Raw genomic sequence first — 17,720 nt, 5'->3', positions numbered from 1 at the left:
CACTCATGTCGCAGATCGCTCTTCCCTACCAGCCGGCGAGCCCCTGGCTCACCGAGGTCAAGGCCATGCTGGCGCTGAGCTGGCCGATGGTCCTGACCAATGTCGCCCAGACGGCGATGACGGCGACGGACGTGATTATGATGGGCCATCTCGGCCCGGACTCGCTCGCCGCCGGCGCACTCGCCTCCAATCTCTACATGGCCTTCCTGATCTTCGGCATCGGCGTGATGGCGGCCGTCGCGCCGATGGTCGCGATCGAGCTCGGGCGGAATCGGCATTCGGTGCGCGATGTCCGCCGTACCGTTCGCCAGGGCTTCTGGGTGGCCGCGACCATGGCCGGGCCGATGTGGCTCGTCCTCTGGCAGGCCGAGGCGATCCTCGCGGCGATGGGCCAGAGTCCGGCGCTGGCGCAAGCAGCCGCCTCCTATCTGCACACGCTGCAATGGGGTCTGCTGCCGTTCTATTGCTATCTCGTCCTGCGCGGTTTTCTCGCGGCGCTGCAGCGGCCGTTCTGGGTCTTCGTGACCGTGCTCTTCGCGGTCGTCTTCAACGCCTTCGCCAACTGGGTGCTGATGTTCGGGCGGCTCGGCTTCCCGGCGCTCGGCCTTCCCGGCTCGGGGCTGGCGACGGCCCTGGCCTCGACCTTGATGTTCGCAGGCCTCGCGCTGGTGGTCTCGCTCGACCGGCGCTTCCGGCGCTATCACCTGTTCGGCCGGTTCTGGCGACCGGACTGGAGCCGCTACCGCGCCTTCTGGCGGATGGGCCTGCCGATCGGCACCACCGTCGGCTTCGAGGTCTGGATCTTCAACGGCGCCGCCTTCCTGATGGGATTGCTCGGCCCGACCTCACTCGCCGCCCATGCGATCGCGATCCAGATCGCCTCGCTGTGCTTCATGGTGCCGATGGGCATTGGTCAGGCCGGGACGGTCAGGGTCGGGCGCGCCTTCGGCGCCGGCGACAGCGAGGGCATCGCCCGGGCCGGCGCGACGGCGCTCGTGCTCGCGACCGCCTTCATGTGCTTCACCGCCCTGCTGATGTTGCTGATCCCGCATTGGCTGGTCCTGCCATTCCTCGACGCCAGCAAGCCGCGCGCCGCCGAAGTGGCGCAGCTCGCCGTGCTGTTCCTGTTCTATGCGGCGATCTTTCAGGTCGTCGATGGCGTGCAGGTGGTCGGCGTCTCGATCCTGCGCGGCCTGCGCGACACGCGCGTGCCGATGCTCTTCGCCGGCCTCGGCTATTGGGGAATCGGCCTGCCGCTCTCGGCCGCGCTCGGCTTCTGGACATCGCTCGCCGGCGTCGGCATCTGGATCGGTCTTGCAACCGGCCTGGCGATCGTCGCCGGGCTGATGCTTGCACGCTGGTTCGCGCGCGAGCGGCTCGGCCTGACCAGAGCGACCGGCGAGCAAACCTCCTAGATTCAACGGCTTCTTATTTGCAAGAATCCGCTAACTCTGGGTTGCGCTTCCAGGTGAATTGGCGGAGGATTTCCGAAACGATCCCTCATGCTGCAATGCTGAAGGGAGAAGGTCGTGACGCCGCAGGATATCGCGCTGGTCCGGTCGAGCTTTGCGCAGCTGCATCGGCGCAAGATCGAGACGGCGTGCCTGTTCTACGAGCGGCTGTTCACCACGACGCCCAGCGCACGCGCCCTCTTCAAGACTGATATCGAGACCCAAGCGGCCAAGCTGATGGAAACGCTGATGGTCGCGCTCGCCATGCTGAATGATCCGGCCGGCCTCGATGCCCTGCTCAAGCGCCTGGGCGAGCGCCATCACGGTTACGGTGTACAGCCCGAGCATTACGAGGCCGTCGGCAAGGCCTTGCTCTGGACTCTGGAGACCTCGCTGGGCCCAGCCTTCACGGCCCAGACCCGGGCGGCCTGGACCGAGCTCTACGGTCAGATAGCTGAAACCATGCTTTCCGCCACCGCGCCGAGCCGGCGCTCGGCTTAAGCCCGCTTAGAACTCTTCCCAGCCATCGTCACTGTCGCGGCCGTTTGCGGCCTTGCGGGCCGGCGCGGCCGCGGCTTTCGGCTCGCGGCGCGGGGCGGCCTTGCTCTGGGCGAAGGCGGCCTCGGCGAGCTGGCGCAGGCGCTCCGGCTCGGGGTCGTGGCCGCTGGCGCGATCGGCCGGGCCCGCCGGGTGGAGCGGGGCGGCGGCGCGCGCTGGCGCCTGGGCTGCGGGCCGCGCGGACGGACGCGTCACGGGGCCGGCGGAGCCCGCCCCCATCATGCCAGCCGAGGCGAGGCCGTTGCCTGTCCGGAAGCTCGCGACCAGGGTGTTGAGCTCGCCGATCCGGCCGGTGAGCGCGCCGGCCGAGGCGGCGCTCTCTTCGGCCAGCGCCGCGTTGGCCTGCGTCATCTCGTCGAGATGGGCGACCGCCTGGCTCATCTCGTCGATGCCGTGGGCCTGCTCGGCCGAGGCCGCCGAGATCTCCTGGATCGTGCCGGTGACCTTCTGCGAGGCGGACAGGATCTTCTCCAGCGAATCGCCGGCCCGGCGCACCAGTTTGACGCCCTGTTCGACCTCGGTGTTGGAGGACGAGATCAGCCCCGAAATGTCCTTGGCCGCTTCGCTTGAGCGCTGGGCGAGCGTGCGGACTTCCGAGGCGACGACCGCGAAGCCCTTGCCGGCGTCGCCGGCCCTCGCCGCCTCGACCGCGGCGTTGAGTGCGAGCAGGTTGGTCTGGAAGGCGATACCGTCGATCACCGAGACGATCTCCGAGATCTTCTTCGAGGCTTCCTCGATCCGGGCCATGGCGCTGACCGCCTCGCCGGCGATGGCGCCGCCATCCTGCGCCGCCTTCATCGCCTCCTCGGCGACCGCCGCCGCCTGGCGGGCGCCCTGAGCGGAAGCCTTCACCGAGGCCGCGAGCTCCTCGGTCGTCGCCGCCGTCTCCTCGAGCGAAGAGGCCTGTTCCTCGGTCCGTTTCGACAGATCGTCGGCGCCCATGTTGATCTCGCGCGCCGCGACGCCGACATCGGCCGAGGTCGATTGAATTGTCCGGACCGTCTCGGAAAGGCGTGCGATCGTCTCGTTGACCGCGTCCTTGAGTTCGGCAAAGCGGCCGCGATAGGCGGTCGGCACTTGCCGGGTCAGGTCCCCAGCCGCCAGTGCATTCAGCACCTCGACGAATTCGGTTGTGGCCGAATCGACGACCGCATTGATCTCGTTGATACCGGCGACGAGCTTCTGCATCTGCTCGTCGGCATCCTCTACCTGCAGCCGCGCCGAGAAGTCACCCGCAGCCGCAGCCGCGACCACTTCGCCGACATCCGAGACGACAACAGCCATCGCATCGGCCGAACGGATCCGGTCCGCCGCAGCGGCGCGCTCCTGCTCCTGCAGCAGCGCGACCTGCTCGGTGCTCTGACGCAGCACCGCGACGGCCCGCGCCATGTCGCCGATCTCGTCTTGCCGCTTGGTGTGCGGGACCGCGATGTCCGTCTCGCCGGCCGTGAGGCGGCTCATGCTGCCACTGAGATCGAGCAGCGGCCGCGTGATCGAGCGCTGTGCAAACAGAATGGCGGCGGCGATCGAGGCCAACAGTGCCGAGAGCAGCACCGCCGGAAGGATCCACTGGACCTGCTTCGTGAAGGCGGCGGCCTCTGCAGCTAGTCTGTTGCCGACCTCCTCGTTGCGCTTGCCGAAGGCAACGAGCTGATCGTTCAGCGCCTTGCGATTGGCGCGATTCTGATCGTTGTTGCCCTGCTGGTTGGCGGCCGCGGTCGAGACCTCGCGGCCGAGCCGAATCGTCTCGCTGCGGAAGGTGATGAACTCCTCGACCGACTTCTGCAGGTTGACGGCGGTCTCGCGCTCCTGCGCCGGCACCAGAGCGACCAGATCGGCAGCGAGCTTGCGCATCACCGGGAAGCGCGCCTCCTTGGGCTTGGCGAAAGCCTCCGCCTCCTTGGCATCCTTCGACATGTAGATGCCGCGCGAATCCATCACCACAGCGAAGACCTGGGTGTTGAGCCGCTCGGTAAGCAGTGCGATCTCGCCCTGGATATCGGAGCGGGCATTGAGATCGCTGGAACGCGACAGTGCGTAGAGACTCAAGACCGCGGACAGGATCGCGCCGGCGGCGACGATCCCCAGCATCGCCAACACCTTGAAGCGGATCGATTTCATGTTCTTGCTCGTGCTTCCGCACGGTCGAAGACGTGACCGGCGCTTAAACTTTCGGCATGACCAGGCACCGAAGCCGATGAGGCCTGAAAAGCTTTGCCGACAGTGGTTAAGAGCCGTTTAAGGCAGCGTCCTTTCCCTTGGGAAACCGATGCAAAACGCGGCAATCCTCCTCTTTTAGCTGCAAATCTGAGCAGACGCCTGCATAAGGTTGCGCCTCGTCCGGCATGCAAAGACAGCATGTCGCACTGTGGCATTCGAGCCACGCTGTGCGTCGGCCACAATTTCGCCGCATACTTTTCACCCCGACGCCACGCAGGGCCGTGAAGTGGAAGAGGTCAGCCGGCGAGAATTCATTGGAACTTGTCGGCATTTCACCTGTTGTCGCTGCCAGCCGCCGCCCAATTCAAGAGTTCGAGAGATGCCCTCCCTGCCTGATGCTTCCGCCACCTGTTCCCGCCGCCGTTTCCTGACGATGGCCTCGGCCTTCGTACCCGTCGGCCTGGCCGGATGCGTCACTGGTCCGCAGCAGCCCTACGAGGCGCGCACGCCGGTCCATCAGAACGCCGCCTTCCTGTCGATGTATGACGAGCGGCCGGAGGAGCGTCATCCGCTGCCAGCGACCGACATCGACGAAGTCGACACGCGCTTCCTGCGCCAGGAGGTCAATTACCGGACCCCCGAAGCGCCCGGCACGATCGTGGTCGATACCTCGGCGCGCTATCTCTATCTGGTCCGCGAGAATGGCCGTGCCATCCGCTACGGCATCGGCGTCGGCAAGCAGGGCATGTCCTGGCGCGGCCGCGCCAACGTTGCCCGCAAGGCGGAATGGCCGCGCTGGACGCCGACCGCAGCGATGATCGCCCGCGAGCCGGAGCGCAACGCGCGCTGGGCCGGCGGCATGGCCGGCGGGATCGAGAATCCGCTCGGCGCGCGCGCCCTCTATCTTTACCAGGGCAATCGCGACACCCTCTACCGCATCCACGGCACGAGCGAGCCTTGGTCGATCGGCAAGGCCGTGTCCTCCGGCTGCATCCGCCTGTTCAACCAGGACATCATCGACCTGCACAGCCGCGTCCCGACCGGCACGCCGGTGGTGGTACTGAACCGCAATCCGATCGGGGAACCCGAGCTCGACGAGACCGACGCTCCCCTGCCGCCTGACGACATCTGAGGGCTCGCAGCCGGCCCGTTCGGCCTGTTTCATCAGAAGGGCGGCCGGTTCTTCCGACCCCGGATGGCCACTGACGACGAATGAAGCGCCTGCATGCCCGCAGGCGCTTCATCGTGCGAGATCGAAGACGCCACGCGGCCACCAGGTGTGCCAGGCGCGCCACATGGTTCAGAAGTCGATAGCGGTGAAGATCAGGTTGGCGGCGGAGATCTCCGCGAGGGAAACACCCTCGATCAGGACGGCCGCATCCTCGAAGCCATCGAGCGTGACCAGGACGCCCGCCTCCGTATCGCGCGAGGCGGCCAGGAAATCATCATAGTCGCGGATCGAGGCGATATCGCCGTTGGCGTCGATGAGGAAACTCAGGATGTCCCTTTCAGCAGCGTTGAAATCGACGACGCGATCGACGCTGCCGGGGGTGTCGTAACTGACGCTCCAGTGGAACACGTCGGCGCCGTCGCCGCCGATCAGCTCGTCGGTTCCCGGCTGGCCGACCAGGCGGTCATCGCCCGCGCCACCGCTCAGCCGATCGTCGCCAAAGCCGCCGATCAGCTCGTCGTTGCCGCCCCGTCCCTCCAGGAGATCGTTGCCGCCGTTCGCAGAAAAGCGGTCACTGCCATCGGCGCCGCGCAAAGTGTCGTCAGAAGCCCCGCTTTCGAGCTCGAAATTTTCGATGCTGGCATAGGTCGGTCCACCGGGAATCCAGCCCTGCGTCGCGTCGAAGTCGAGCGGGCCGGGCAGATCGCCCAGGCCGAACAGGAGGCGGTCATTGCCTGCCCCGCCATTGACGGTGTCGTTGGCATCCGCGCGGATCCAGTCGTCTCCCGCGCCGCCATTGATCGTCGCGGCTTCGTCGGTGCCGCGCTGCGAGAAATGCGTGATCCTGTCATTGCCATCGCCGCCGTCGATGATGTCGCTGCCTTCCCAGCTTCCGATGGTGTCGTCGCCGGCCCCGCCCTTGAGGACGTCGTCGCCGGCACCGCCGTCCATCGTGTCGTTGTCGGCCCCGCCATTCAGATAGTCGTTGCCGGCGCCTCCCTGGAGGGAATCGAGGCCGTCGCCGCCGAACAGCACATCGTCGCCGTCATCGCCCGACAAATTGTCATAGCTGGCTCCGCCGGTGATCCAGTCATTGCCGGCTCCCCCTCTCAGGGTGTCCACGCCCTCGCCGCCATGCAGCTCGTCATCGCCGGAGCCGCCGGACAGCTCGTCGGCACCGTCTCCACCCTCGATGCGATCATCACCCGCTCCGGTACTGGCGATGAGACGATCGAGATCGCCAGCACTCACTCTGTCGTTGCCGGCGCCGGTGGTGACGACTGCCCATTCGATATCCTGGAAGACGATGTGCTGAGCGGTCGCGGGGTCGCTGCCGATCGAGCCATGGCCGCTCGCACCGTCGAAGGTCACGTCGTCCGTGGCCGAGGAGGTATCCACGAAGAGCGCATCATAACCGGTGCCACCATCGACCGCGCCGCCCGTTCCGACCAGGATCAGCCGGTCGAAACCATCGCCGCCATAGAGTTGGTCATAGCCGCTGGCGCTCCTGACGACATCATTGCCCGCTCCGGCATCGACGATGTCGTCTCCAGCGCCGCCGTCGATGTCGTCATCGCCGGCAAGGCCCCAGATGCGATCCGCCTCGCTTGTCCCGCGGAGCGTGTCGCGTCCAACCGTCCCCACGATTTCGGCCATGAACTCACTCCCTCTCATTCAGCCTCCGAACATCCAAAGTAAATAAAAAAACACGTCTTATCAACATGGTGGCAAGTGTTCTTTCTTATAAATATTACTGTAATTCTTCCATTTATTTGAAAATTGATTTGCGCAGGAAATATATTGATAGTCGAAATAACTCTTAAACTAAGGCAATTGCGACAGCCGAGCCGATTTCGACAGCCCTTTCGCCTGACGTCGTCCGAGTTTTGTCCAGCCTCGAGTTCGCTTCCGGCGATTGCCCGTTCGGGTAAATGGAGCCGTGCGCATCGCCGGCTGATCGATGGTCATGCCCCGCGCGCAAAGGAGGTGCACCGTCTTTCCCAGCTCGCCACGGCCATCCGCCAACCGTCGGCTCGAGCCTTCCAACACACGAAGGGAAAGCCGCGACCAATGCCGCCCCCGCCTTCGGCACAGGCCAAGGCAACCTTAGAATATATTATTGTTATAATTGGCGATTTTGTCCCAACAGTACGAATTGGAGGCTCGCGAGGCGCAAGTCCTGATAGCCGCCCTTTTCCCGTATCGTCACAGCAGCGTAACCCGTCATCGTCATAGCGCGCGCAGGACCGGGGCGCGCGGCAGCGATTTGCCTCGGCACAGTTTTGCGGTACGCCCTGCCTGTCGGCAGCCCGCCGGCCGGATGATGAGAACGCCAGATGCGCGTGACGATGATCGGTTCAGGCTATGTCGGTCTGGTCTCGGGAGCCTGCTTCGCCGATTTCGGCCATGAGGTGACCTGCGTCGACACCGACGCCGGCAAGATCGCGGCGTTGAAGCGCGGCGAGATCCCGATCTACGAACCCGGCCTCGACGACCTCGTCGCCAACAATGTCCGCGCCGGGCGGCTTTCCTTCACCACCGAGCTGGCCGGACCGGTCGCGGCGGCCGATGTCGTCTTCATCGCGGTGGGCACACCCTCGCGGCGCGGCGACGGCCATGCCGATCTCTCCTATGTCCACCAGGCGGCGCGCGATGTCGTCGCGGCGATCGAGGGCTTCACCGTCGTCGTGACCAAATCGACCGTGCCGGTCGGCACCGGCGACGAGGTCGAGCGGATCATGCGCGAGACGAAGGCCGACGCCGATTTCGCCGTGGTCTCCAATCCCGAATTCCTGCGCGAAGGCGCCGCGATCGCCGACTTCAAGCGGCCGGACCGCATCGTCATCGGCACAGAAGACGATCGCGCCCGCAAGGTGATGGAAGAGCTCTACCGGCCGCTCTATCTCAACGCGGCTCCGCTCCTGTTCACCGCACGGCGGACCTCGGAGCTGATCAAATACGCCGGCAACGCCTTTCTCGCGACCAAGATCACCTTCATCAACGAGATGGCGGATCTGTGCGAGCGAGTCGGCGCCAATGTCCAGGAGGTGGCGCGCGGCATCGGCCTCGACAACCGCATCGGCGGCAAGTTCCTGCATGCCGGCCCCGGCTATGGCGGCTCCTGCTTCCCGAAGGATACGCTCGCGCTGATCAAAACGGCGCAGGACATGGAAAGCCCCTTGCGCCTCGTCGAGACGGTGGTGGCGGTCAACGACCAGCGCAAGCGGGCGATGGCACGCAAGGTGATCGCCGCCTGCGGCGGCTCGGTCAGGGCCAAGCGCATCGCCGTGCTCGGCCTCGCCTTCAAGCCCAACACCGACGACATGCGCGAGGCGCCCTCGCTGGCGATCGTCACGGCGCTGCTCGATGCCGGCGCCGATATCACTGCCTACGACCCCGAGGCGATGGCCAGTGCCAAGGCGCTGATGCCCGAAATCACCTACGCGCCCGATGCGTATTCCTGTATCGAGGGAGCAGACGCGTTGGTCATCGTGACCGAATGGGATGCCTTCCGGGCGCTCGACCTCGGGCGCGTCAAGGCAGCGCTGCGCCATCCCGTCGTCGTCGACCTGCGCAACGTCTACCGCTCCAGCGAGATGCGCGAGCGCGGCTTCACCTATGTCAATGTCGGCAACGCCTGAAGCTTCGCTCCTTTTCGGCGCGACAGAAAGGCGCCGGACAGCCGCCTTGATAGCGTCATAAGCCGTCACCACCTTTCGGGGCGACAGGGCGACCGCCTTGTCCAACATGAGAGGAGATGACGATGACGCCGCAGGAACGCGACGTGATCGCCGGGATTTTCGACCGCCTGCGTCAGGCGGCCAACCAGCCCCGCGACCCCGAGGCTGAACGTTTCATCGCTGACCGCCTGCGCGAGCAGCCCTATGCCGTCTATGCGATGGCGCAATCGGTCTACATCCAGGAGCAGGCGCTCACCAGCCTGCAGGGCCAGATCGAGCAGCTGCAGGCCGAGGTCCAGCAATTGCGCAGCCAGCCGCCCGCACCGGCCCCGGCCCAGCAATCCGGCGGCTTCCTGTCGGGCATCTTCGGCGGTGGCGCGAGCCAGCCGGCCCGCTCCGGCTCGGTGCCGTCCTTCCCGCAGCGCGCCGCGCCTCAACCGGCCTCGCCGCCCTGGGGCAGCCAGGCGGGAGCGCCGCAGCAGGGCATGGCTCCGCAGCAAGGCATGGGCGCTGCGCCCGGCTCCTGGCAGAACCAGGCGCCGCAGCAGGCTCCGGCCCGCGGTGGCGGCTTCATGGCAAGCGCGCTGACGACAGCGGCCGGCGTCGCCGGCGGCATGGTCGCCGGCAACATGCTGATGAACGCGCTCGGCGGCAACAAGAGCACGGCGAGCGAGGCCAAACCGGCCGAGGCCAGCACTGCGCAGAACAAGGACGCATCGCAGAGCAACGAGGCGGCCAATACCCAGACGGCCGCCGATCAGCAGCCCGCTGCAGAGCCGCAGCAAGCCCAGCCGGAGCCGACCTATCAGGACGCCAGCTACGATGATGGCAGCTATGACGACGGTTCGAGCGGCGGAGACGACGACTGGGCCTGAGGCTTACATGGCCCGCTGAAACGACGAGGCCCGCCTGGCGACAGGCGGGCCTTTTCTTTGGGCAGCGTGCCGCTCGCCTCAGATCACGAGAACCTTCGCGCCGACGCGCACCCGCTCGTAGAGGTCGACCACATCCTCGTTGTTCATGCGGATGCAGCCGGAGGAGACCGCCTGGCCGATCGTGTTCGGCTCGTTGGTGCCGTGGATGCGATAGAGCGAGGAGCCGAGATAGAGCGCGCGTGCGCCCATCGGGTTCTCGGGACCGCCCGCCATGAAGCGCGGCAGGTCGGGCCGGCGCTTCAGCATCTCGGCCGGCGGCGTCCAGCTCGGCCATTCCGCCTTGCGGGTGACGGCCTTCATGCCGGCCCATTCGAAGCCGGGACGGCCGACACCGATGCCGTAGCGCAAGGCACGGCCACCCGGCTGCACCAGGAAGAGGAAACGCTGCGGCGTGTCGATGATGATGGTGCCGGGCTTATGCGGGCCGGCATAGGCGACTTCCTGCTTCTGGAAGCGCGGGTCGAGGGTACGCGCGATCGGCCGTTCGGCCGGCATCGGCGTGCCGAGCGCAGCGGAACGGCGCTCGCGGCGCGGCTCCATCGGATCGCCCTGGATCGGAACCGGCGCCTCGTAGTCGGAGAGGCGGCGCATCGCCGGCTGCTGGCCATAGGCAGCGCGCGGCGGCCGGTTGTAGACGGCGCCGCCGCGGCCATAGTCGGTCGGATCCTGGCCAGTCATCATCATCTCGATGAAGCCGCCACCATACTGGCCGCGCGCAGTCGAGCTCGTGACCATCGGGTCGGCAGGACGCCAATAGGTCTGGGCATTGGCCTGGCCCGATAGCTGGAGGGTACCGCCAAGCACGACGACGGGAACGAAATAGAGCGGACGCATGACGCAACTCTCTGGACGCAACGTGCCGGAAGCGTGAGGCGATGCGTTGAAATGAATGGTGAATCGTTGACTTTGCTCGGGCTGGAACCGACTTAATCGCTCGAATTCCCGGGATTAACCTTAGCGATCCCCGAGCAAACGCAGTAAACGCCTGGTTCACGCTGCCCGCTTGCGCATGGCGAGCCATAGCCGCAGCAATGTCCGGCAGCGCGCCACGTCGAAAGCCAGCATCAGCCCGCCATAGACCACTGCACCGAACGCGGCCTGGAGCAGCAATTCCGGCAAGGCTGGCAAGCGGCCCGAGAGCGGCCAGACCACTGCCGTCATGACTGCGACCGCCGCGACGATGATGCCGACATCCCGCGGCTTCGGCAGGACAGGCAGGCTCCGCAGCGCAAGCCAGCCGGTGATGACGAGAACAGTGAGGAAGCTGACGGTCTGGCCGAGCGCGAAGCGCTCCGGCCCGGCCACGACGCCGCCGAAGACGAGCGCGAGATTGGCGGCCAGGCCCGTGCAGGCGGCGAAAGTCACCATGCCGGTGCGCTTGCCGAGCAGGAAGACCGGATAGAGCCCGGCCACGAAGACCGTCAGGGCGACGAAGCCCGGCAGCAGCAAGAGCATGTAGGCTGCGAAGTGGCCGTGGAACGCCGCCGGCACCAGCAACCTCTCGAACGCCGGCAGCACGAGGAAGAGCCCGGCCGCGACCGGCAGCGCCACCATCAGCACGATCACGAGATTGTCGGCGATGCGCTTTTGCGCCGCGCGGCGGCCCTTCGCTTCGTCGAGCCGCAGCACCTCGCGCAGCATGACGATCTCGAGCGTCGCGGCGAGCGTGCCGAACAGGCGCAGGCCCATATCGGCCGCGAGCGAGAAATAGCCGGCCTCGGCGAAGCCATAGGCGTCGGCGAGCAGCGAGCGGTTGAGCAGCGGGATCAGAGAATAGATCGCGTTGGCACCGACGAGCGGCAGTGCGTAACGGGCGAAGTCGAGCGCGAGATCGCGCCGTGCCGCCGACCATGAGAGCGGGGCGTCGGCGAGCGCCCTGCGTACCGCGAGCAGCGCCGCCATGACGCTGACGACGCCGCCGAACATCACGATCGTCGCGTCGCGCATCCACCAGGCGCCGCCGACCATCAGCAACAGCGCCAGCACGTTCTTGACGATGACCAGACGGGCATAGGCCGCATCGAGGAAACGCGCCCTGGCGATGGCGCCATGATAGTCGAACATGCCGGCGCAGATGCCGCCCAGCACCGAGGCCGCCACCAGCATGACCGGCAGGCCGAAATCGACGCCGGCGACGACGGCTGCGACGAGCAGGCCGGTGAGCGCGATGGTCATACCTGCGCTCAGCACATCGAGGGTCGCCCGGATCTGCGGCTGTTCCTCCCGGCTCTTCTGCGAGTAGAAACGGACGGCGGAGAGCCTGATCCAGTCGAGCAGCGCGGTGTTGAGCACGACGATGATCGCCGCGCCGATGGCGTAGCGGCCGAATTCGGCGGGGCCGAGGAAATAGGCGATGAGCAGCCCGAGGGCGAAGTTCAGCCCGGCATTGATCACGAAGGGCAGGAGAACGGTCATGACGCCATCGCGAAGGGGCAGGCCAGCTCGACACCGGCAACGCATGACTGCGCTGATTCCGCGCAATCGCCAAACCCCGCCTGTCCAGACCCAAACTGGCCCGATCTCGCTGCTCGCTATGGCGATGGGCTGAACAGATGCCGAGCGATCCGCTGTTCTATCTCGTCGGCTGGAGCACGACCCTGCTCATGGGCATCGGCAAGGGCGCCTTCGGCGGCGGGCTCGCCATCCTCGGCGTTCCGCTGCTGGCGCTGGTGGTCGATCCCCTGCAGGCCGCGATCATGGTAGCGGTGCTGATCGCGGCGATGGACCTCGTCGCCATCGGCAGCTTCGGCGCCTCGACCTGGTCGAAGAGGGATCTCGCCTGGCTGATCCCCGGCCTGATCGTCGGCATCGCGATCGGCTACGCGGTCTTCCTCATCGTCGACGCACGCATCGTCACGCTGATCATCGGCATCATCACGCTCGCCTTCACCGCGCACTGGTTCCTGCGCGGCCGGACCGTACTGGCGGGCAAACTTCCGGTATCACCGCCATTGGCCTTGCTGGCTGGCACGGCCTCCGGCTTCACCACCTTCGTCGCCCATGCCGGCGGGCCGCCGGTGGCGATGTATCTGCTGGCGCGCGGCCTCTCCAAGACCGCCTTCGTCGGCACGACCATCGCCTTCTTCATGCTCGGCAACCTCCTGAAGCTGCCGCCCTACATCGCCCTTGGGCTGAAGCAGCCGCAGGCTTTCTGGGCCGCGCTCGCGCTGTTGCCGGCTGCGCCGATCGGCGTCTGGATCGGGCGCTGGCTGCATGAGCGGCTCGACCAGAAGCGACTGTTCTTCGCCTGCTATCTGCTGCTTGCCGTGGCCGCGCTGAAGCTGACGGCCGACGCCGCGCTGGCATTGCTGCGATAACGGCATGGCAGGAGCGCGAGCGAGCCATCTTTGCAGAGTCCCGGATTGGCCCTAAGCGATCGATCATGACCGCCCTGCCCGCTCTTCGCGACGCCACCGACGCCGATTCGGAACCGCTCGCCACCCTGATCGCGGCGACCTTCGCCGAGTATCCGAACTGCTTCTTCGACTGGTCGGAATTCCCGGAGCTGCGTCGCCCGGCCAGCCACTACGCTGAAAAGGGCGGCAGGCTCTGGGTCGCAGATGGGCCGGATGGGCGCATCGCCGGCTCGATCGCCGTCGTGCCGGTGCCCGACCAGAACGCGGTCGAGCTGTTCAAGGTCTATGCCGACCCGAGCCAGCGCGGCAGCGGGCTGGCGCAGGCGCTGTTCGCCCGCACCCTCGCCTTCGCCGAGGCCGGCGGCTATGGCGAGATGATGCTGTGGTCGGATAGCAAGTTCGCCCGCGGCCACCGCTTCTACGAGAAGCTCGGCTTCGTGCGCTGGCCGGGCGAGCGCTATCTCGCCGACATCTCCTCCTCCTGGGAGTATCATTTCCGCAAGCCGCTCGCCCCGGCACGGTCATGACCGCCAACACGGCGCTGCGGGCGGTTCTCGGCATCGCGCTGCTCACCGCGATGGATGCGGTGATCAAGGCGCAGATGCAGCAGCATCCGTTCCTGCTGGCGCTGTTCATGCGCTTCGCCATGGGCGGCCTGTGCGCGTTAGCGGTGCTGGCCTTCCTGCGCCCCGCCTTTCCGACGCGCGCCAGCCTGATCGGCAATTCAGTGCGGGTGCCGGTGGTGATCCTGACCGCCGGCAGCTTCTTCTATTCGGTCTCTGTTTTGCCGCTGGCCGAGGCGCTGACGCTGTCGTTCCTCGCCCCGGTCTTCGTCGCCCTGCTCGGGGCGCTGATCCTGAAGGAGCGGCTCGACGGGCGCATCCTGCAGGCGCTCGGCTTCGGCCTTGCCGGCATGCTGGTGATGGTCTGGCCGCGCTTGCAAGGGGGCGTCACCGGCGCCGAGCTCGGTGTCGCCGCAGCATTGTTCTCGGCGATCTCCTATGCCTTCAACCTGATCCTGCTGCGCCGGATTGCGGTGAAGGAGCATCCGGCGATCATCGTGTTGTTCCAGAATGCCGGACCGGCGCTGTGCCTGGCCTGGCCGGCCTATTTCGTGTTCCAGCCGATGAGCGGCGGCGACCTGCTCGCCTATCTCGGCGCCGGCGCGCTCGGCGTCGCCGGGCACTTGTCGTTGACCTCAGCCTTCGCCCGCGCGCCCGCCTCGCGGCTGGCGCCGATCGAATACACGGCACTGATCTGGGCGAGCCTGCTCGGCTGGTTCGTTTTCAGCGAGGCCCCGCTCTGGACGACCTATGCCGGCGCGCTGCTGATCGTCGCCGGCGCCTTCGCCGTCAGCCGGCGCTGATCCCTGCCGCAAAATCGCCCGGTTGCTCGGACTTGTGCGGAGCAAGACCAAAGGGAAGCGAACGATCGCGCATGCCCAGCTTCCGCTCCAACCGCGATTGATCCGGGCATGCAGCGCCCCGGCACCGCTGTTCGCGTCCTTCGCGAACCCGGCCTTCCTGCCGCGCTCTGCTTCCATATCCTGCTCGGCGTCCTGCTCGCCATCCGGACAGTCAGCAGCTTCGTACCGGCGAACGAGACGAGCGTCGAAGTCGAACTGGTTGGCCCGGAAGCGCTGACGCCACCTGCGCCACCCGTGCCGACTCGGGCGCCCAGCCCTCCGCCGGCAGCCGAGATCGCTGCACCTCCACAATCAGCCCAAGCTCCCCCGCTTCCGGACAAGCCGCCCGCCCTGCCCGTTCCAACACCCGCCGAGCCGCCGGCGATGATCACGGCTCGGACGCTGCATTCCGAGGGCGTGCTGGCCAACCCGCGCAGCCGCGGGACGCGCGAGTCGCTGAAGACGCTCGAGGCGGCCGAGCGCATCGAGCAGCTCTGCAATCTCGAAGCGATGAGCCAGATCCATGCCTGGAAGGCAGAATTCGAGCCGGACCGCGTCGTCGCCTTCGCCATGGCCGGCACGAAGCTGACCAAGGGTGCCCTGGAAGCCGAGGGCGCCGCCTTTCGCAGCCGCAAGCAATGGTACGGGCTGCGCTTTCGTTGCGAGATGGCGGCGAACGGCAAGGTCGCCGGCTTCCAGTTCCGCGTCGGCGAGGCGATCCCGCGCAGCGAATGGGCGGCACATGACCTGCCGCCCGAGCATTAGCTAAGCCGACGCGGGCTCAGGTCGGCTTGCTGCAATAGGCCTCCAGCCGGTAGCCGTCGGGATCGACGACGAAGGCAGCGTAGTAATCGGGGCCGTAGGATTCGCGCAGGCCTGGCTTGCCGTTGTCGGTGCCGCCCGCCGCGAGTGCAGCGGCATGGAAGGCGTCGACGCTAGCGCGTGTCGGCGCGACGAAGCAGAAATGCAGATTGGAGTCGCGGTCGGGCGGCACCGGCGCCGAGACCGCCCCGATCCAGAGCCCGACGCCCCCCTTGCCATAGCCGAGCGAGCCCTCGTCGGCACTGAGGCAGTCGTAGCCGAGCGCGCCGAGCGCTCCGTCATAGAAGCGCTTGGTGCGGCTGATCTCGCGAACACCGATCGAGACATGATCGAACATGATGGTCCTCCTGATCGTCAGGCTTTGATGCGCTTGGCACGGAAATCGGCCTGGACCTGCCAGCTCGCACCCTCGTCGTGCGAGCGGTCGCCGATCCAGTGGAACGAGTCCGGGGTGATCTCGGTGAAGCGCCAGCGGATCGCGGTGCCGTCATCGAGCTTGCCGTGCTGGACGATATCCCTGCCCTCGGCGCGGCCGATCTGGTGCGTGTAGTATTGCTTGAGCGGATCGTTCCAGAGGATGTGCCAGGCGTCCTGGCCGGGGTCGTAGATGCGCAAGGTCGTACCGTGGAAGAAGCCCGGCAGCATCCAGACATCCTGCACGGCGCGGCCGCCTAAGACCCAGCCGAAACGGATCTCGCCCTTGGCCTCGTGGCGCTGGCCGTCATCGGTGTGCATCACCGCCTCCATGGTCCAGGCGCCGACGAACTGGCCGTAGAGGGCGAGCTTGTCCGCGAATTCAGGCGCCGGCCCGGTCGCGATGAGGACATCGGCCAGCGTCGATGGCGCTGCTGTCATGATCTGGTTCCGTTCTTGATCAGAGTGGCGCCCAGCTTGACCCGAAGCGCCGGGCAGCGCTTGGGAAAAACTGCTAAACTCACCAGCATGACCGCGACCGCTCATCTCCTGGCGTCAGGCCCCGGCTGGCGGGTCAGCGACATCGTCTGCACGGCCGGCCCGGACGACCGCGCCTTCGAGGAAGAGCACCCGCAGCACTGCATCGCCATCGTCCGCAGCGGCTCGTTCCGCTACCGCTCGACGCAAGGCAGCGCCGTGCTGGCGCCAGGCTCGCTGCTGCTCGGCAATGGCGGCGCCTGCTTCGAATGCGGCCATGAGCATGCGGCGGGCGACCGCTGCCTCGCCTTCCAGTTCGAGCCGGCCTATCTCGAAGGCATCGTCGCGGCCGTGCCGGGCGCACGTCAGACGGGTTTCGCGCGGGCGCATCTGCCGCCTCTCTCCGCGCTCGCCGGTCTCGTCGCCGAGGCCGAGATCGTCGCGGACTACCCCGAGAGGCTGGAAGAGACCGCGCTGCGGCTCGCCGGCGCCGTGGCGAGCGCGCTGTCAGGCGCAAAGCCCGGGGTCGAGACGCCCGGCGCCCGCGACCAGCAGCGGATCACGCGGGCGCTGCGCCATATCGAGGCGCATTGCGAGGAGCCGCTCTCGATCGACGGACTGGCACGGCAGGCCGCGATGAGCCCCTATCACTTCCTGCGCACCTTCCGGGCGCTGGTCGGGATGACGCCGCATCAATATGTGCTGCGCACACGCCTGCACCGCGCGGCCTTACTGCTGCGCCGGACCAAGCAGCCGGTCGCCGGCATCGCCTTCGATTGCGGCTTCGGCGACCTCTCGACCTTCAACCGGCGCTTCAAGCGGGTGATGGGCGCGAGCCCGAGCGAGTACCGCGGCGCCTGAGCGGCGTCAGCGCTTCGCCCAGCGGTGATAGGTCAAAGCGAGTGCGATGCAGTGCGCCAACGGCTCAGCCGGTGGCTCGCTGCCGACGGCGAAGATCAGTGCGCGGTTGCCGTCATAGCTGAACTGGTCGGGATAGTGACGCCGATACGTATCGATCAGGCTCGTCTGGCAATGGACGTAGAGCGCGTAATGCGTCGCCGAGCCTTTCAGCGCGTCCGCCCGCACGGTCGTCCCGGTCCTCGGCCGCTCGGGCAGCCAGGCGGGCTCACCCCATTTCAGCGTCTCCGTCAGCGCGCCGATCTCAGGGGTCGCGGCTGCAACGTCGAGGATCGTCTGACGCAGGCGCAGCATGGGCAACCGCAGGAGCTCCGGCAGCGACCGGTATTTCGCCTCGACGGCCATGTCGGTGAATGGCGCAAATCTCACGAGC

General features: G+C 66.9%; 17 protein-coding genes. 10 read left to right on the top strand and 7 right to left on the bottom strand.

Translation table 11 applies throughout. The features are described 5' to 3' along the window. Positions 1–5 precede the first annotated feature (5 nt). On the top strand, positions 6–1,415 hold the full coding sequence (locus AC07O0_RS04100) for an MATE family efflux transporter (protein ID WP_494620263.1): 1,410 nt from the start codon (positions 6–8) through the stop codon (positions 1,413–1,415). A gap of 114 nt (positions 1,416–1,529) precedes the next feature. Continuing rightward, positions 1,530–1,952, top strand: coding sequence for a globin family protein (locus AC07O0_RS04095; RefSeq protein WP_454026068.1), 423 nt, complete (start codon positions 1,530–1,532; stop codon positions 1,950–1,952). Between the two features lie 6 nt (positions 1,953–1,958). Here the strand turns inward: AC07O0_RS04095 and AC07O0_RS04090 are convergent, their stop codons facing one another. Further along, positions 1,959–4,130, bottom strand: a complete 2,172-nt coding sequence (locus AC07O0_RS04090) for a methyl-accepting chemotaxis protein (RefSeq protein WP_494620262.1) — start codon at positions 4,128–4,130, stop codon at positions 1,959–1,961. A 472-nt stretch (positions 4,131–4,602) separates the two neighbouring features. On the opposite strand from AC07O0_RS04090, the gene AC07O0_RS04085 reads away from it, so the two are divergent. Beyond that, on the top strand, positions 4,603–5,301 hold the full coding sequence (locus AC07O0_RS04085; protein WP_494620658.1) for a L,D-transpeptidase: 699 nt from the start codon (positions 4,603–4,605) through the stop codon (positions 5,299–5,301). A gap of 168 nt (positions 5,302–5,469) precedes the next feature. Here AC07O0_RS04085 and AC07O0_RS04080 read toward each other — a convergent pair whose 3' ends face one another. Next, a complete protein-coding gene (locus AC07O0_RS04080; protein ID WP_494620260.1) occupies positions 5,470–6,996 on the bottom strand; it encodes a calcium-binding protein in 1,527 nt (508 codons plus the stop codon). A gap of 680 nt (positions 6,997–7,676) precedes the next feature. On the opposite strand from AC07O0_RS04080, the gene AC07O0_RS04075 reads away from it, so the two are divergent. Together AC07O0_RS04075 and AC07O0_RS04070 are read left to right on the top strand one after the other, a co-directional pair. Beyond that, complete coding sequence (locus AC07O0_RS04075; RefSeq protein ID WP_494620259.1) at positions 7,677–8,981, top strand: UDP-glucose dehydrogenase family protein; 1,305 nt, start codon at positions 7,677–7,679, stop codon at positions 8,979–8,981. A gap of 122 nt (positions 8,982–9,103) precedes the next feature. Then, positions 9,104–9,895, top strand: coding sequence for a DUF2076 domain-containing protein (locus AC07O0_RS04070; protein WP_494620258.1), 792 nt, complete (start codon positions 9,104–9,106; stop codon positions 9,893–9,895). A 78-nt stretch (positions 9,896–9,973) separates the two neighbouring features. On the opposite strand, the gene AC07O0_RS04065 is transcribed toward AC07O0_RS04070, so the two are convergent. Both AC07O0_RS04065 and AC07O0_RS04060 read right to left on the bottom strand, forming a co-directional pair. After that, positions 9,974–10,789 carry a L,D-transpeptidase gene (locus tag AC07O0_RS04065; RefSeq protein WP_494620256.1) on the bottom strand — a complete coding sequence of 272 codons (816 nt, stop codon included), beginning with the start codon at positions 10,787–10,789 and terminating at the stop codon, positions 9,974–9,976. Between the two features lie 156 nt (positions 10,790–10,945). Next, on the bottom strand, positions 10,946–12,370 hold the full coding sequence (locus AC07O0_RS04060) for a lipopolysaccharide biosynthesis protein (RefSeq protein WP_494620255.1): 1,425 nt from the start codon (positions 12,368–12,370) through the stop codon (positions 10,946–10,948). Between the two features lie 137 nt (positions 12,371–12,507). Between AC07O0_RS04060 and AC07O0_RS04055 the strand changes: the two genes are divergently transcribed. The 4 genes from AC07O0_RS04055 (at position 12,508) to AC07O0_RS04040 (ending at position 15,481) form a co-directional block, all read left to right on the top strand. Beyond that, on the top strand, positions 12,508–13,272 hold the full coding sequence (locus tag AC07O0_RS04055) for a sulfite exporter TauE/SafE family protein (protein WP_494620253.1): 765 nt from the start codon (positions 12,508–12,510) through the stop codon (positions 13,270–13,272). Positions 13,273–13,337: 65 nt separating this feature from the next. Beyond that, positions 13,338–13,838 (top strand): GNAT family N-acetyltransferase, encoded by a 501-nt coding sequence (locus tag AC07O0_RS04050; RefSeq protein ID WP_494620251.1) that lies wholly within the window; start codon positions 13,338–13,340, stop codon positions 13,836–13,838. Beyond that, positions 13,835–14,677 carry a DMT family transporter gene (locus tag AC07O0_RS04045; protein ID WP_494620249.1) on the top strand — a complete coding sequence of 281 codons (843 nt, stop codon included), beginning with the start codon at positions 13,835–13,837 and terminating at the stop codon, positions 14,675–14,677. Before AC07O0_RS04050 ends, AC07O0_RS04045 begins: the two co-directional genes overlap by 4 nt. Before the next feature lie 108 nt (positions 14,678–14,785). Beyond that, entirely contained in the window at positions 14,786–15,481 is a 696-nt protein-coding gene (locus tag AC07O0_RS04040) for a DUF930 domain-containing protein (RefSeq protein ID WP_494620247.1), read from the top strand. A 16-nt stretch (positions 15,482–15,497) separates the two neighbouring features. Here AC07O0_RS04040 and AC07O0_RS04035 read toward each other — a convergent pair whose 3' ends face one another. Beyond that, positions 15,498–15,875: a VOC family protein gene (locus tag AC07O0_RS04035; protein WP_494620245.1), complete on the bottom strand. Its 378-nt coding sequence runs from the start codon at positions 15,873–15,875 to the stop codon at positions 15,498–15,500. 17 nt (positions 15,876–15,892) lie between these two features. Beyond that, a complete protein-coding gene (locus AC07O0_RS04030; RefSeq protein ID WP_494620243.1) occupies positions 15,893–16,393 on the bottom strand; it encodes a hypothetical protein in 501 nt (166 codons plus the stop codon). Between the two features lie 87 nt (positions 16,394–16,480). Between AC07O0_RS04030 and AC07O0_RS04025 the strand changes: the two genes are divergently transcribed. After that, the gene (locus AC07O0_RS04025; protein ID WP_494620241.1) at positions 16,481–17,290 is read left to right on the top strand and encodes a helix-turn-helix domain-containing protein; all 810 of its coding nucleotides are present in this window, start codon (positions 16,481–16,483) and stop codon (positions 17,288–17,290) included. A 6-nt stretch (positions 17,291–17,296) separates the two neighbouring features. Here the strand turns inward: AC07O0_RS04025 and AC07O0_RS04020 are convergent, their stop codons facing one another. After that, positions 17,297–17,716 carry a DUF1801 domain-containing protein gene (locus AC07O0_RS04020; protein ID WP_494620239.1) on the bottom strand — a complete coding sequence of 140 codons (420 nt, stop codon included), beginning with the start codon at positions 17,714–17,716 and terminating at the stop codon, positions 17,297–17,299. Positions 17,717–17,720 lie beyond the last annotated feature (4 nt).

The sequence above is a fragment of the Allobosea sp. GW821-FHT10B12 genome (assembly GCF_059415545.1).
This window is presented reverse-complemented; position numbering and strand designations above follow the sequence as displayed.